Origin of the sequence: Pseudomonas sp. PvP089, assembly GCF_017875165.1 — a bacterium.
Lineage (GTDB): Bacteria > Pseudomonadota > Gammaproteobacteria > Pseudomonadales > Pseudomonadaceae > Aquipseudomonas > Aquipseudomonas fortuita.
Genome location: NZ_JAGGME010000001.1, coordinates 2,315,731 through 2,331,012, shown reverse-complemented (window position 1 = coordinate 2,331,012; position 15,282 = coordinate 2,315,731). Strand labels below are relative to the sequence as shown.

The window sequence follows — 15,282 nt, the reverse complement described above, 5'->3', positions numbered from 1 at the left end:
GGCGCCGGTTTGCTGCGTCCGACTGGACATTCGAGGACGATTGCGGCCCCCTCACGCTTCCTGAGACCGCTGGCATATCAGGTCATACCTAGACGGTTTTGCAGAAACCGTAACTTCTCACGACCCTGATAGCGTGAGCGTCGCTGTCGAGCCTACGTCCCGATGCTCGACCTTCTGATCGATGATTTTTGCACATCGAACACACGACGACTACCAGTTGCGCGAACTGGTGAGAAGTATTCAAACCACATGACGAAGCGGCCTTCGGGACCCACTTCCTACACAAGCGACAGGCCGACCATGAGGTCGGCGACAAAGGAGTCGGTCATGTAGTTCTTCTCCTGGAAGGAGACGGAGCATGCACGAGAACAAGAATGATGCACCAACATCAAAGGTGTTCTATCGCCCGATCGAAGCGTCCATCCGCTGGGCCGGGCTGCTGCGATACGAGCAGGTGATCCTGGCTTCGATTTCGTCGCCAAGGCGCCTGCCGCAGTCGTTGGACTGTCCACGTTGTGACGAGCTGCGGCTTTGCACCGAACGCATCTTCGACGGCATCCTCAATGGAGAACTGCCCTTCGGACGGAACGGCATCACGACGCGCGATTCCGCGCTGATCGACTCCCCTGATCTGACGGTGCGCCACGTCGATCTGAAGCGCTGGATGCGCCAGCACTATCCCGAGCAACGACCGTGCTTCCTTTTCTCCCGGAGCGAGCGCATCGCCCATCCCTTCATCTCGGTGGAAACTGGGCAGGCGATGCTAGTCGAGCGCCTGGCCCTGAAGTCCACCTTGGACCAGTACAAACGCCAACTGCATGAGCTGCAGGAAAAGCACGGAGCGCTTCTCAAGCAGATGGCGCCCTCTGCTGGCGCACAGTGCCTGATCAGTGATCGCGCCGAAGCCACCTACCTGAACATCATCGGCAGCATGCTGGACCTGATGCTCGGCCAGTCGCCTTCCGGCGTTCCGTACTCCAGCTTCAAGACGCAGGAGGCGGTGGTCAGCGCGTTGGTCGCCCATCACAGCGGCGCAATGGGGATCGCGGAGCGGACGCTAAACGGCAAGTTCGCCACGGCCAGACGCCGGCTGCGTAGCGCAACAGTCTGAGGTTTTCCATCTTGTATGTGCAATCGCGGAGATTGCATTTGCAATGTCTTTTCCCATCCATGTCTATTGAATGGAGGTCACGCCAACAAACGCCACTGAGCGTTCAGGAGTGACCGCCATGTCGCAAACACCTGCACTGCCCGCAAGCGAGCGCCGCATCCTGCGGCTTGATGAAGTCGAAACCAAGTCGGGTTTCAAACGCGCCCACATCTACAACCTGATGCGCAAAGGCCTGTTCCCGAAGGCGCTGCGCCTGGGCGTGCGCGCGGTCGGTTGGGACTCCATCGAGATCGATCAGTGGATCGCCGAGCGCGTCAACAACCGGGCCTGACCCGTTCTCCAGCGGACTTCCCATCCTCACACGGAGAACGCCATGCAGGTCGTATCCATCATTTCAACCAAAGGTGGCGTCGGCAAGACCACCACGGCCGCGAACCTCGGCGGGCTTGCCGCGGACGCGGGGCTGCGTGTACTGCTGCTCGACCTCGACGTGCAGCCCACCTTGTCCTCGTACTACGAGCTAGGCCACCGCGCACCTGGTGGCATCTACGAGTTGCTGGCCTTCAACGAGCGCGACCTCGGGCTGCTTGTGTCCCGCACGAACATCGAGGGCCTGGACTTGGTGCTCTCCAACGACCACCGAGGCGAGCTGAACACTTTGCTGCTGCACACGCCGGATGGGCGCCTACGGTTGCGCCATCTCTTGCCGGTCCTGGCGCCTCTCTATGACCTGGTGCTGATCGACACCCAAGGTGCGCGCTCGGTGCTGCTGGAGATGGCGGTGCTCGCCTCCAACCTCGCGCTGTCGCCCGTGACCCCGGAAATTCTCGCGGCGCGCGAGCTGCGGCGCGGCACCATGCAGTTGCTCGAAGACATTGCGCCCTACCGGCACCTGGGCATCGAGCCTCCACCTCTGCATCTGCTCATCAATCGCGTCCACCCTGTGTCAGCCAATGCACGGCTGATCCAGCAGGCCCTGCGCGATCTTTTCCAGGACCACGCCGGCATCCGCGTGCTGGCCACCGACGTGCCGGCCATCGAGGCGTATCCGCGTGCAGCTACGCGCGGATTGCCAGTGCATCGGGTCGAATACCGCCAGCCGCCGGGCAGAGTCGCCCTCGCCGCGCTCGACACCATGCGCGGCCTCGCAGACGAACTATTTCCGCAATGGCGGCACCGATTTGCCATGGTGTCCGGCCGTCCGCCACACCCTCTTGATGCCGGGAGGTCCCATGGCGAACGCACATGAGCTAGCCCGAGGCCACAAGCGGCTTCGCGCCCTGATCGAGTTCGCGGTTGGCGAAGGTTGGCACGTCAAACGCACGCCTGGCGGCCACCTCAAGTTCACCAAGCCTGGCTGCGCCGCGATCTACACCAGCTCGACGGCAAGCGACCACCGGGCGACCCTGAATGCCCGTGCGCAAATCCGCCGCGCCGAGCGCGAGGCCCGATACCAAGCGCAGGGAGGCGGCCATGGCTGAGATCACCTCCCAGCAGATGGCTGGCAAGCTGCTCGCGGCCGGGTTCGAGCGCAGCGGCCCGTCAGCCTCGACCTTGAGCGACCCGATCGCCGACACCCCCATGGTCGTGACCCTAGATCAGTTGCGCCCCTACGACCACGATCCCAGGAAAAAACGCAACCCGGCCTACGAGGAAATCAAGGCGTCCATCCGCGAGCGCGGTCTGGACGCAGCGCCGGCCATCACTCGCCGACCAGGTGAGTCCCACTACATCATCCGCAACGGTGGAAATACTCGGCTGGCGATCCTGCGCGAACTATGGTCAGAGACCAAGGACGAGCGGTTTTTCCGTGTATCGTGCCTGTTCCGGCCGTGGCCCAGCCGCGGCGAAGTCGTCATGTTGACCGGCCACTTGGCCGAGAACGAATTGCGCGGGGGCCTCACGTTCATCGAGCGCGCCCTCGGCGTCGAGAAGGCGCGCGAGTTCTACGAGCAAGAAAGCGGCACCACCTTGAGCCAGTCCGAGCTGGCCCGCCGCCTCGCCGCCGATGGCTTCCCGGTACAACAGTCGCACATCAGCCGCATGAACGACGCGGTGCAGTATCTCCTGCCCGCGATCCCCACCGTGCTCTATGGCGGTCTCGGTCGCCATCAGGTCGAACGCCTGTCGGTCATGCGCAAAGCCTGCATGCTCGCGTGGGAGCGCTACGCCAAGGGTCGCCCACTGGTTCAGGACTTCGACGAATTTTTCCAGGAAGTGCTGTCGCAATTCGACGTCCAGGCCGACGAGTTCTCCGCGCAGCGTGTACAGGACGAGCTGATCGGCCAGATGGCCGAGATGCTGGGTGTCGATTACGACGTGCTCGCCCTGGACATGACCGAATCCGAGAGCCGGCAGCGCGCCTTGGTCAGCGACCCAACGCCGCCATCGACGCCGCCTGCGTTGCCGGAGCCGGGAACCATCGCGCGCCCACCTGCCAACACTGCGCCACCCATCGCAGGGGCTGCATCCGCAGCGCCGCCTGCAGGCCGACCTGCGGCAACGCCTTCGACGCGCGAGAGCGACACGGATGCCAGCCAGGCAAGTCCGGCCAACCCTGCGGTGGGTGGCGATCTGCTTCGGGAGCACATCGTCTCGCCGGCACCGACGACCGAACGGCTCCAGTCCATTCAGCGCATGGTCGCCGACCAGTTGGGTGATGCGCTGCCGCTCGACTTCTCGGCGAGTGTCTTGCAGTCCATCCCTGTGCAGGCTGGCGGGCTCTATCCGATCTCCGATGTCTGGTACATCGATCCCGGCGTGGACACAGCCGAGCGCCTGCGCATCCACATCGCACAGTTCGCCCGCGAAATCGCGGGCGAGGCAGACCTGGACGAGTGCATTGATGACCGTGCAGAGGGTATCGGTTTCGTCTGCCGGGCCCGCACCCAAAGCTCGGCACCGCTGGGCCGTGCCGTCCTCGCGCTGTTAGCGTGCCTGGCCGGTCAGCGGCCCGCCGACGTCGGCCTGCACGACGGGCAAATCGTCATCGAACTGCCGGCGCTGCTGCACGGCCAGGGTGATGCGGCCCAGCGATTGAGCGATACCTCGCTGGTCAAGCTGTTCCGGCTGCTGCGGCTGGCCCGGCGCCTGCTCGACCTTGAAGCCGGCGCTGAAGGCGTTGGAATGTGAGCGAGGGAGGCCAGCATGTCCGCACCACACCCACTCAACCAGGCCGTCATCGCCCAGGCCCTCTATGACCTGCGCAATGGGCAACTGCGCCGGTGCAAACTGATGGGGTTTGGCGAGGAAGAACTGGACGCCCTCAAGCATCCCGCGCTGATCAGCGTGCTCGCCAACGCTAACGTCTCCTGGTGCTCGGTGACGGTCAACCGCGAAGTGCTCCGGCGACTGCTCAAGCAGGCGCAGGACGTGGAGAAGGAAATCGCCACGGTCGATCGCATGCTCAGGCTGGGCGCGAGCACCGAGATGGTCAGTCGGTTCTATGGCCTGACCCACCAGGAGGTGGCGCTTCGCCGCGAAATCCTCGGCCTGCCGAAGCGCAAGGGCCGCCACCCCGTGCTGGACGAGAAACAGGACACGGAGCTGTGGCGGCAATGGAAGGCCGTGACCGGCAGCAGGAATGTCGATCTCGAAGACGAAACCTCCATCCTCGACGCTACCATGGACTTGGCCGAAGGCATGTCGCTGCCTCTGTCGGTGGTCTGGGCCTCGATCAAGAGCTGGGTCGATCAGGGATTGGGTTGAGCCATGGCCGTGGACGACACCGCACCACGCCGTGGCCCCGTCGCACTCGCGGATCTGTTCGATGCTGCCCTGAAAGACCTCGCGCCCAAGCCCAGCCCCAGTGCGCCAGCACCCGTGCCTACGCCGACGCCCGCCACGTCAGGCGATGCCTTCCTCTTCAGCGGCAACCGGCACGAGACCGTGCCGCGGCGGCTGTTCCTCGACCGTCGCCTGACGCCGCTGGAGCGCAACGCCTGGCAGGTGTTCCGGCTGATGCTCAACGACGACGGCATGACAGCCTTCCCGACGTATGAGCAGCTTCGACCCTGGCTGGCGTCGATGCCCTGCGCCGGGCAGGCCTCGCATGAAACCGTGGCCCGAGCGTTGACGCTGTTGCGCCTCACCCGATGGTTGAGCCTGGTACGGCGACGGCGTGACCCCAAGACCGGCCGCATCCTCGGCAACCTCTACGTTCTGCACGATGAACCACTGACGCCCTTCGAGGCCATGCAGCTCGACGCCGACTACCTGGCACTGGTCAGCCAGTCCCTCGGCCATTCGGCCAAGGCTGTCCAGATGGTCGGTCTGAACACCCTCAAGGAGATCGCGGAAGATCCGATGCTCTCCGGACGCACACTGCCGTCGCGGCTACAGGTCCTGGCCGAACGCCTCGCCAGCCAAGGCATCACGGCCGCCGAAAGTTATCCACAGGAGGATGCCGCCCACGATTCCGAAGAAGGAGCATCGAGCCTTCTTCGGAATGCGGACGACCCGTCTTCGGAATCCGAAGCAGGGGCGAAACCCGCGCCAGACGCCTCTCTTCGGAATCCGAAGCAGGCCCGTACAGTACGTAGTAGTCGTATTAATGAAGTACGTACTACCGCGCAGGCGCGCGCGCTGGGCGATCTGCAATGGCCCAAGCGCTTCACGGAACTGAAGGCAGAGCAGCAGACAGGTGCCAGGGTGGCATTGCAGCAGGTCGATGCCGCGCTGAGACAGGCCGTGCTGGACGACTGGGCCGCACGATGCAGCAGTCATGGCATCCGCAATCCTGCGGGGTATCTGTTCGGCATCATCCAGCGCGCCATCCATGGCGAGTTCAATGCCTGGGCCAAGAAAGACGCGCCATCGGCACCCGTCCCGCCAAACGAGCGGCCACCAGCAGCACCGCCACCTCAGCCGCAGGGTAAGCCAGTGCCGCCGGAAGTCGCCAAGCAGCACATCGAGCGGCTACGCAATCTGCTCGCCAGCAAGTGAGCCGGCATGCAAGTCGGTGAAAGTAGATGCCCATGGCCGCCAATAGAGCTATCCCCTGGGGATAGTTCCGCTGCTGGGCACAACGCCAAGTTGTCGCAGGCCTGGGATCGACCATCTGCCGCAGCATCGGTGTTGCCTACCCTGATCCCGGCGTGCAGCGTTCGTTGACGCTCCATGGAGCTATCCCCTGGGGATAGCTCGCGCCGCATGCAACCGCCGCGCCCTAAACCGGGGCCCGCCGGGATTCGGATTCTTGACTGACTGCCTTCCGCTTCCTGCCGAAGCTGGCCGCTCCTTTTCCAACAACGAGCGGACACCATGGCAACCAATGAACCTCTGCAACTGAATCTCGGCTCCCTGCGCAGCGCGATGTCGCTGACCCTGCACACCCATCACGCTTCCCGCATCTGGCACGGCCGCGCCGCCGCCGAGGGGCGACCGGGCATCGTCGGCCTGAACGGCTACATCGCCCAGATGAACAAGATGCGGCGGGGCTCGGAGCAGGACGACCCGTACTCGGACTGGTGGATGCTGCGCATCGAGGACAAGCTCGACCAAACCAAGGTCACGCTGCAATCGCTGCGCGAGCAGGTGGACCAGGCGCTGGCGAGCGTGCCACCGGCGCTCAGCCTGGGCGAAAACCTCAACGTGCAGCCGGTCAAGCTCCCGCTCTTCGTCAACGCGCAGCTCGGCTTTGCCGCGGTCTATCTCCTGGCCGACTACGACGACATCGCCCGCAAGCTGATCCTCGCCCACCACACCGCGCTCATCGACCGCAGCACCTTGGAACGCTGGCTCAACGAGGGCGCGCACGCGCTGCGCAGCCTGTTCTCGCTGGCCCAGCAGTATCGCTACTCGGGCTGCACCCGCGACGATTTCGCGGCGAAGAACGCCGCTGCGCGAGTCGCGCTGGAGAAGTACGGCGAACTGCCGCAGGAGGTGCTGGAGGGGACACGCCGCTCGAAGTTTGCGCCACCCGTCGTGCGCCGTGGCCTGCAACAGCGCGGCGACGGTCCTGCCACAGCGCCTCCGCCCAGCGACGAAGCCGCCACCGCAGAGCCGCCCGAAGCGTCAGCCGGCGAGGACGAGCCCGCATGAACGATCTGAACCAACCGACCCGCTACTTCCGGGGCCTGCAACAGGGTGCCTTCATGCGGCTGGAACACGCGGCCTCTCTAAAAGGCCTTTTAAAGCCTTTTAAGGGTAAAGGGGACTTCGAGGCCTGGGCCAGCCAGTGCTTCGCCATGCGCGACGAGTTGATTGCCCTGGCACAGCGACAGGTGCTGGAGCAAGCATGCGGGCACCCCTTCCACCTTCTGCCCATCGAACTGGCCCAACAGACCACTGGCGCAGGAACCGTCTTCTTGCGCTGGCGCAGGCACGACAGGTCGGCCATGGGCGTGGCGCTGTGGCGGGAGCTGATCGCCAGCAGCAGCACACCCGTCAACCTGCTGGCCGACCTGCACGCGATCGAGCTGCAGCGCATCACGTTGAACATGCAGATCAGCCTGCTGCACACCTTGGGCAGGCAGGCGCAGGAATGCGCCAGCAAGGCCGCCGAGGCGGACGACGCCTACCTGCACCGGCTCACGTCCGTTCCTGCCGCAATGCGCGATCGGTGATTGCGCCGGGCATCCCAGCACGCGCCCGGCGCCGACGAGGCACGGGTATTTCAACCACCACGGAGATCACACCATGAGCACGCATTTTTCTGGCGAAGGCAACATCGGCTCGCCACCGGAGTACCGCGAATTCCCCAACGGCAATGACGAACCCAGCCGCTTGCTGCGCCTGAACGTCTATTTCGACAACCCCGTACCCAAGAAGGATGGCACCTTCGAGGACCGCGGCGGCTTCTGGGCGCCGGTGGAAATCTGGCACCGCGACGCCGAGCACTGGAAGGACCTGTACCAGAAAGGTATGCGCGTGCTGGTCATCGGCCGCATGGAGCGCGAGCCTTGGACGGACAACGAAGATCAGCCGCGCGAGACCTGGCAGATCAACGCGCGCAGCGTCGGCATCCTGCCGTACCGCATCGAGTCCGTGGCCCTCAGTCCGAAGCCGCAGGAGGCAGAACCGAAGCCACAGGCTGCCCAGGAATCGACCGCGCCGAAGGAGGCGAAGCGCAGGAAGTGAACCGGCATGGAGGGCGGCCGCCGTAGTGCTTCGCCGCCCTCCATGCACCCCGCAAGCTATCCCCTGGGGATAGCTCCATCAACGTCCATCGACTTCCACGCGCTCCCGCAAATCGCGGCTACTGGTCCGCACACCTGCGGCCACGCGCCATCCCCGCCCGAGCCATTCCATCGGCGTGAAAGCGGTCGCCGGCGCATGCGGCTTGTTTGCTGCTACCCCAGGTGGCGCTCGGCATCCTCGATTCCAGCAACTCCATGAACAACGGGAATCGGGATGGACGGACATGCGGCTGTTCTTGTGCGAGAAGCCCTCCCAGGGCAAAGACATTGGCCGAATTCTCGGTGCCACGCAGCGCGGTGAAGGCTGCCTCAACGGTTCCGGCGTCACCGTCACCTGGTGCATCGGCCATCTCGTCGAAGCGGCAGCCCCCGAGGTCTATGACGCGGCGCTCAAGCGCTGGTCGCTGGAGCAGTTGCCCATCATTCCTCAGCACTGGCGGGTCGAGGTCAAACCTAAAACCGCCACGCAGTTCAAAGTCGTCAAGGCGCTTCTGGCTAAGGCGACCCAGCTTGTCATCGCCACAGATGCCGACCGCGAGGGCGAGTTGATCGCCCGCGAGATCATCGACCTGTGCGGCTACCGCGGTCCCATCGAACGGCTGTGGTTGTCGGCGCTCAACGATGCGTCCATCCGCGCGGCACTCGGCAAGCTCCGGCCATCGGCCGAGACGCTGCCGATGTACTACTCGGCGCTGGCGCGCTCTCGGGCGGATTGGCTCGTCGGCATGAACCTCAGCCGCTTGTTCACGGTGCTGGGACGGCAGGCCGGCTACGACGGCGTGCTGTCGGTAGGCCGCGTCCAGACCCCCACGCTCAAACTGGTCGTGGACCGCGACCGCGAGATCACCGCCTTCGTGTCCGTGCCGTACTGGGCCATCGACGTGTCCCTGTCCGCCGGTGGCCAGACTTTCGCCGCGCAGTGGGTTCCCCCGAAAGCATGCACCGACGACGCCGGCCGCTGCCTGCAGCAGCCCATCGCGCAGCACGCCGCGCAGCAGATCCGCGCCGCGGACAGCGCCCAGGTGGTGGCGGTCGAAACCGAGCGCGTGCGGGAAGGCCCGCCGCTGCCGTTCGACCTGGGGACCTTGCAGGAGGTGTGTTCCAGGCAGCTTGGGCTCGATGTGCAGGAGACCTTAGACATTGCTCAGGCCCTATACGAGACGCACAAGGCCACGACGTACCCGCGCTCCGATTCGGGCTACCTGCCCGAAAGCATGTTCGCCGAGGTGCCAACGGTCCTCGACAGCCTGGTCAAGACCGATCCCTTGCTGCGACCGATCATGGACCAGCTCAACCGCACTCAACGCTCACGCGCCTGGAACGACGCGAAGGTGTCTGCTCACCACGGCATCATCCCGACGCTCGAACCGGCGAACCTCTCGACCATGAGTGAGAAGGAACTGGCAGTGTATCGGCTGATCCGGGCGCATTACCTGGCGCAATTCCTTCCTCACCACGAGTTCGACCGCAATGTGGCGAACCTCTCCTGCGGCCAGCAGACGCTGGCGGCCACCGGCAAGCAGGTCGTCGTCAAGGGGTGGCGCCTGGTGCTGGCCGAACCGCAATCCGAGGAGGATGGCGACCCTGCGGCGCGCAGCCAGGTACTGCCCGCGCTGCGCGAGGGCCTGGCATGTCAGGTGGCCGACGTCGATCTGAAGGCGCTCAAGACGCTGCCCCCTCGGCCCTATACGCAGGGCGAGTTGGTCAAGTCCATGAAGGGCGTCGCCAAACTGGTCTCGGACCCGCGCCTGAAACAGAAGCTCAAGGATACGGTCGGCATCGGCACCGAAGCGACGCGGGCCAACATCATCAGTGGCCTGCTGACGCGGGGCTACCTCGTGAAGAAGGGCCGCGCCATCCGTGCCTCGGATGCGGCCTTCACCCTGATCGACGCGGTGCCCACAGCGATTGCCGACCCAGGGACAACCGCCGTCTGGGAACAGGCGCTGGACATGATCGAAGCTGGACAGCTCACGCTGGACGTATTCATCGGCAAGCAGGCTGCATGGATCTCACAGTTGATCGCGCAGTACGGCAGCACGTCCCTGTCCATCAAGGTTCCCCACGGACCGCCTTGCCCACAGTGCGGCGCACCGACGCGCCAGCGCACCGGCAAGAGCGGCCCATTCTGGTCGTGCAGTCGCTACCCCGACTGCAAAGGCACGCTGCCGGTCGAATCCGGCACGTCCAAGCGTGGTGCCTCGCGCCCGCGCCGCAGCGGCCGCAAAGGCTCCTGACCGACCCCGTTCCCCGTGAACCGTGCCCGCCATCGGCGGCGCGGCCTGTGTTCCGCACGCCCTGCGGGACGCCCAGCGCGCAACGCCTTCTTGTCCGTGTGCGCGTCCCGCTTGGTCATCCCCGGCCGCGGGACCTGAAGGTAGCTTCTCCGCGAACCGCCTCCTGCGCGTTCTGCTGATCTGCATTTCTCCCGCCTCTGCGAAGGGTCCCCCGGTGGCTTGCCAAGCTGCGCGAGCCACCCGGAGACCCTTCGTGGTCAGCGGTATTCGGTGCCGGTGCCCGCCGGCGCAAAAACGGGCTCCCTTTGTGCGCGGATGTGCGCCAGACGATGCCGGCGCGAACCACGACATGCGCCGGGTGTGATTGCTGATGAGCAGACGGTTCTAGCGACGACCGGGCCTGCACCAGCCCACGGGTGGTTCTGTCCTCCCGAGCCGAAGGCCGCAGGGCCTTCGGCGCCTTTCTCCTGCCTATCAACGTCCCGGCCCGCCCCGGGCCACACGAACAGGAGACCCGACATGAACCCGCAACCTTGCACCCTTCGCGGTGCGCCCCAGGCCGCGCCACTGCTGTACGGCAGCGTGTGCAGCGGCATCGAGGCCGTGAGCCTCGCATGGCAACCCCTCGGCCTCAAAGCCGCGTGGTTCGCCGAGATCGAGCCGTTCCCGAGCGCCGTGCTCGCCCACCGTTACCCCCATGTGCCCAACCTGGGCGACATGACCGCGATCGCCCGTCAGGTGCGCGCCGGCACCGTGCCGGCGCCCGACATCCTGGTCGGCGGCACGCCGTGCCAGTCGTTCAGCGTTGCCGGCGCGCGCCAGGGGTTGAACGACCCGCGCGGCGCCTTGACCCTTGCCTATGTGGAGCTTGCAAATGCCATCGACCAAACCCGCCACCAAGACCGCCGCCCGCCGGCAACGCTCGTCTGGGAAAACGTCCCCGGCGTCCTCAACGACCGCAGCAATGCCTTCGGGCATTTCCTGGGCGCACTGGCCGGAGAAAGCCGTGCGCTCCAGCCGCCAGGGGAAAAATGGGCGCACGCTGGTTGTGTGTCTGGACCCCGCCGCCGCATCGCCTGGCGCGTGCTCGACGCTCAATATTTCGGTGTCGCCCAACGCCGCAAGCGCGTGTTTCTTGTGGCATGTGGTGGTGATGACCTCGATCCCTCCGAAGTACTTTTTGAGCGCACAGGCCTGCGCGGGGATTCTTCTGCGGGCCGCGCGCCGTGGCAAGAAGCTGCCCGCGCTGCTGGACCGGGTGCTGCAGCAGCAGGCGGATACGCAGGATTCGCTGGACTGAACCAGCCCTACGGCAAGGTCACGACGACGTTCGGATTCAGCGGCGGCATTGGCCCCGTCGATGTTGCGGCATGCCTGATGGCCGCGGGTCCCAAGCACGACATCCGCACCGAGACGTTCATGGTGCAGTCCATCGCCGGCAGCATCGCCCACACCCTCGACACCGCCAACAACGGCAAGGGCAGCAGCGAGGACGGTACGGGAAAGGGCGTGCCGATCATCGCCTTCACCGCCCAGGGCAGCGGCGCGGACGCCACGATCGACCTGACGCCGACGCTGCGTGCCGGCGGGCATCGCAACAGCCATGCGAACGCAGGCGTCGTGCCCGCCATCGCCTTCGCGCAGAACAACCGCGGCGAAGTGCGCTTCGAGTCGGGCCATGGACAGGTGTCTTGCACCGTCCTGTCCAACGGCAAGCCGGGCTACGGTGTGCCGATGGTGGCCTGCGTTGCCCTGCGGGGACGGACGCAGGGTCTTGCTGCCGAACTGGGCGGAAGCGTTGCGGCGGCGTTGCGTACCAGCGGCGGCGGCGCAGACAAGCCCCATGTCCTGGCCCCCGACTTCGAGGCACATTTCCGCTACGACTGGAATGAATCCGGTGCAGCGGACTGGTCGCAATGGCGGGTGCGGCGGCTGATGCCCATGGAGTGCGAGCGGCTGCAGGGCATGCCCGACGACTACACGCTGATCCCGTATCGCGGCAAGCCTGCCGCAGACGCTCCGCGCTACAAGGCGATTGGCAACTCCATGGCCGTCCCGTGCATGGCTTGGCTGGGCAACCGGCTGGTGCAGTGCCTGCACAAGACGGACTCGACCGCTTCGGATTGATCGACGACGCAGCCTGCCGGCCGCGCCATTCTCCCCCTGCATTGCCGATGTATCGGCAGCAGCCCGCAGCCAGGGTGTCAAGGCTGCCGTGGGTTCCGCCCACGCCACCCACCAGTTCGCTTCGGCATCTCACCGGCGAACGCTGCCCACCGGGGCATCGATGCCTCCTTTCTCCAACCCACGGGATGGTCGCCACGTCCCGTCAGGGGCATGTCGCCACCCGGTCGATTTCAGGACTTCCCATGGACACCATCACCAAGCAAGACCGCATCACGCTGAAGAACCTCAAGGTCGCCGACTTCGCCAGCGAGGAAACGCTGTGCTTCACCGCGACCATCGTGTTCGACGGCACTCCCATCGCCGAGGCCCGCAACGACGGGCATGGCGGCTCGACATTCCTCCGCGCGCTCAACGGCAAGACGACGCTGCTGGCTCAGGCCGAAGCCTTTGCCAAGGGCTTGCCGCCTGCGCCGCTCGATCTAGGCCAGGAGGGTGAAGACCCTCATTACATCGACATGACGCTCGACTTCCTGGTCGATGAACTGGCCGATGCCATGCACGCGGAGCGCAAGGTGCGAGCCGCCTTCAACCGCGACATCGGCAACAAGGTGCTGTTCATCAAGGACGGCAAACTGCTGTTCATCAAAGGCATCAAGCTCAAGGCTATCGCCGACCGCAAGGCGTACTTCGCTTCGCTGCGCACCAGGCAGGCCCAGCCCATCGTCATCCTCGCCGAGCTTCCGCCCGAGCGGGCATTCGACCTGTGGAAGCAGCATGTCCTGGGCGACAAGCCCGATTGACCCAGCGCCACCGCACCCTCCTGACAGCCCCGTACTCGATGCGGGGCTTTTCTTTTCCTGTGCTCATCAATCGGGGCTGGGCCGAATGCCGTTTTCCAACTGACGCGGCGCAGCCCTCGCACGAAGCTGCCTGCATGTTCGCTGATTCGTCAGCACATGCCAGCAGCCAGGGTTCCAGGCTGCCGCGGGTCTCTCCCGCGTCACCCACCAGTCCGCATCGCATCAATTCTGCGGATGAGCGTCCCCGTGACGCTGATGCTTTTTATCAACCGCGTGCGGGAGCTGCCATCCCGTGAGGGACAAGGCCCCGCTTTTCCAAGGAGCCCGTCCATGTCCCAGCAAGCCTCTTTCGGCCAGTTGGCCCTGACCTACTGCGGCAAGTTCCTGCCGCTCGAAGTCTTGCAAAGCGCCGCCGGCCACTACATCGGCACGCGCGATACCGAAGGTCCCGTTTCGCGGGAATCCCGCGAGTACTTCCGCAGCTATGCCGCGGCTCAACGCGCCCTCGAAAGAGGCGGCTGGTCCCAGCTCGCCATTCCCTGATCCAACTGGAGAAATCACGTCATGAACCAGCTACTGCCGCGGGAAGTCGTCGATCAGATCATGCGGGAAGAGCAGCATTTCGCTGCCGCGCCCCAAGCCTTCTTCGAGGCCTGGAAGCGCGGTGTCGAGATTGCTGGTCCCGAGTGGTTCGGCGACGGCACCCGTGAAGGCCTGAACCAGGCCAAGACCAAGTGGGATTTGCGTCCCGACATGCTGCGGCTCAACGATGCCCTCGGCGTCCTGAGCAGCGGCGAACGCATGTTCCTGTCCGCCATGGTCAGCTTCTACAACGCGCGCGAGGGCGGTGCCATGCTCAAGCGCTGCCGCTTCCACGGGCTGTCGGACTTCGACGGTCTCGATCTGGAACGCCGCAAGGTCATCGCCGACCTGCTGGTGAACTACAGCGGTTGGTGAGCCGGTCTCCGGCACGCCACTGTCCTCTCGATCCCCCCGTGAGGGACATGCGCCCATAAGGCCATGTCCCTCAATTTTTCTTCCCCATCGCCCGACGCCAACGGCCTTGGGCTATTCCCTGCGGACGCCATCGTCCGCATGGGCTGGCTCCGCTCTTCTCGAAAGGAGCCAGCATGGCAAACAACTACTACGAAGGCACGGGCGTTCTCGTGCTCAACCGCGTTACTCCCGTCATCAAGGCACTGTTCGGTGCTTTCGCGCTCGACGAAAACCATCCCGGCAATGGGCAGGCCTACATCGCCCAGATCGCCGAAACCAATGATCCACGCTGGACAGATGTGCTGGACGGTCTGGAAAACCTGGCCACACAACTCGGCATCCCCATGCCCGACGACGAAGAGTTGTCGATTCCGCCTCTGCTTGAACGGCTGGCCGCGCACTTCGGTGCTGACCAGGACGGGGAGCTGGAGAACCTGATCGAGCACCACCAATTCGAGGACGGCGCCGACCTGGAAGCCCTGCTTCTGATCGCTACCCGCTTCGATGACGGCCATAACCTGACCGCCATCCAGTTTGAGGGCTGCTGGTATTGCAGCAAGCCAAGGCTATTCGAGTTCGGCGGCAACGGCTGCTACCTGAGCCGTGAGGTCCAGGTCTTCAGAACGTCCTCGCAGGCGCTTCAACTCGGCGATCAACTGCGCAACACCATCCTGGCCGCCGACATCGAAGAGGCCTCAGCGTTGATCGCGCTGGAGGCCGCCAACCTGCTTGCCGGCATCACCGATGAGCAATTTCGCCTAAATGTGCGCCATCGCATCGCCGAACGGCTGGTTCAGACGCCAACGATCAGCGCCGACTGACGCATTTTCCACTTTCAACCAACCGGGTCCAATTCCCGGTGGCGGAGATTG

The 15,282-nt window shown here is 64.9% G+C and carries 16 protein-coding genes; all 16 read left to right on the top strand.

The annotated features are described in order from the left end of the window. The first annotated feature begins 358 nt into the window (after positions 1–358). The 16 genes from J3A71_RS10630 to J3A71_RS10555 all read left to right on the top strand — a co-directional run bounded on the left by J3A71_RS10630 (position 359) and on the right by J3A71_RS10555 (position 15,231). The gene (locus J3A71_RS10630) at positions 359–1,111 is read left to right on the top strand and encodes a hypothetical protein (protein ID WP_028690967.1); all 753 of its coding nucleotides are present in this window, start codon (positions 359–361) and stop codon (positions 1,109–1,111) included. A gap of 118 nt (positions 1,112–1,229) precedes the next feature. Further along, positions 1,230–1,442 (top strand): AlpA family transcriptional regulator, encoded by a 213-nt coding sequence (locus tag J3A71_RS10625; RefSeq protein WP_009459729.1) that lies wholly within the window; start codon positions 1,230–1,232, stop codon positions 1,440–1,442. Positions 1,443–1,484: 42 nt separating this feature from the next. Then, positions 1,485–2,360: a ParA family protein gene (locus J3A71_RS10620; RefSeq protein ID WP_028690966.1), complete on the top strand. Its 876-nt coding sequence runs from the start codon at positions 1,485–1,487 to the stop codon at positions 2,358–2,360. Then, positions 2,344–2,592 carry a hypothetical protein gene (locus J3A71_RS10615; protein ID WP_019726333.1) on the top strand — a complete coding sequence of 83 codons (249 nt, stop codon included), beginning with the start codon at positions 2,344–2,346 and terminating at the stop codon, positions 2,590–2,592. The genes J3A71_RS10620 and J3A71_RS10615 overlap by 17 nt, the downstream gene beginning before the upstream one ends. Next, complete coding sequence (locus J3A71_RS10610) at positions 2,585–4,243, top strand: ParB family protein (protein ID WP_028690965.1); 1,659 nt, start codon at positions 2,585–2,587, stop codon at positions 4,241–4,243. Before J3A71_RS10615 ends, J3A71_RS10610 begins: the two co-directional genes overlap by 8 nt. A 15-nt stretch (positions 4,244–4,258) precedes the next feature. Beyond that, the gene (locus J3A71_RS10605) at positions 4,259–4,819 is read left to right on the top strand and encodes a DUF2857 domain-containing protein (RefSeq protein ID WP_023093474.1); all 561 of its coding nucleotides are present in this window, start codon (positions 4,259–4,261) and stop codon (positions 4,817–4,819) included. Between the two features lie 3 nt (positions 4,820–4,822). After that, positions 4,823–6,055, top strand: coding sequence for an STY4528 family pathogenicity island replication protein (locus J3A71_RS10600; protein ID WP_028690964.1), 1,233 nt, complete (start codon positions 4,823–4,825; stop codon positions 6,053–6,055). 318 nt (positions 6,056–6,373) lie between these two features. Further along, entirely contained in the window at positions 6,374–7,153 is a 780-nt protein-coding gene (locus J3A71_RS10595) for a PFL_4669 family integrating conjugative element protein (protein ID WP_028690963.1), read from the top strand. Then, entirely contained in the window at positions 7,150–7,677 is a 528-nt protein-coding gene (locus tag J3A71_RS10590; protein WP_028690962.1) for a DUF3158 family protein, read from the top strand. Before J3A71_RS10595 ends, J3A71_RS10590 begins: the two co-directional genes overlap by 4 nt. A 73-nt stretch (positions 7,678–7,750) precedes the next feature. Beyond that, positions 7,751–8,191, top strand: a complete 441-nt coding sequence (locus tag J3A71_RS10585) for a single-stranded DNA-binding protein (RefSeq protein ID WP_028690961.1) — start codon at positions 7,751–7,753, stop codon at positions 8,189–8,191. Positions 8,192–8,474: 283 nt separating this feature from the next. Then, positions 8,475–10,487: a DNA topoisomerase III gene (locus J3A71_RS10580; RefSeq protein WP_028690960.1), complete on the top strand. Its 2,013-nt coding sequence runs from the start codon at positions 8,475–8,477 to the stop codon at positions 10,485–10,487. 519 nt (positions 10,488–11,006) lie between these two features. Continuing rightward, positions 11,007–12,614 (top strand): DNA cytosine methyltransferase, encoded by a 1,608-nt coding sequence (locus J3A71_RS10575; protein ID WP_023103930.1) that lies wholly within the window; start codon positions 11,007–11,009, stop codon positions 12,612–12,614. Between the two features lie 242 nt (positions 12,615–12,856). Next, positions 12,857–13,414, top strand: a complete 558-nt coding sequence (locus J3A71_RS10570; RefSeq protein WP_023103929.1) for a hypothetical protein — start codon at positions 12,857–12,859, stop codon at positions 13,412–13,414. A gap of 330 nt (positions 13,415–13,744) precedes the next feature. Then, a complete protein-coding gene (locus J3A71_RS10565; RefSeq protein ID WP_003290186.1) occupies positions 13,745–13,957 on the top strand; it encodes a hypothetical protein in 213 nt (70 codons plus the stop codon). Positions 13,958–13,978: 21 nt separating this feature from the next. Then, positions 13,979–14,371: a hypothetical protein gene (locus J3A71_RS10560; protein ID WP_017512401.1), complete on the top strand. Its 393-nt coding sequence runs from the start codon at positions 13,979–13,981 to the stop codon at positions 14,369–14,371. Between the two features lie 173 nt (positions 14,372–14,544). After that, positions 14,545–15,231, top strand: coding sequence for a hypothetical protein (locus J3A71_RS10555; protein WP_017512402.1), 687 nt, complete (start codon positions 14,545–14,547; stop codon positions 15,229–15,231). Positions 15,232–15,282: the final 51 nt, after the last annotated feature.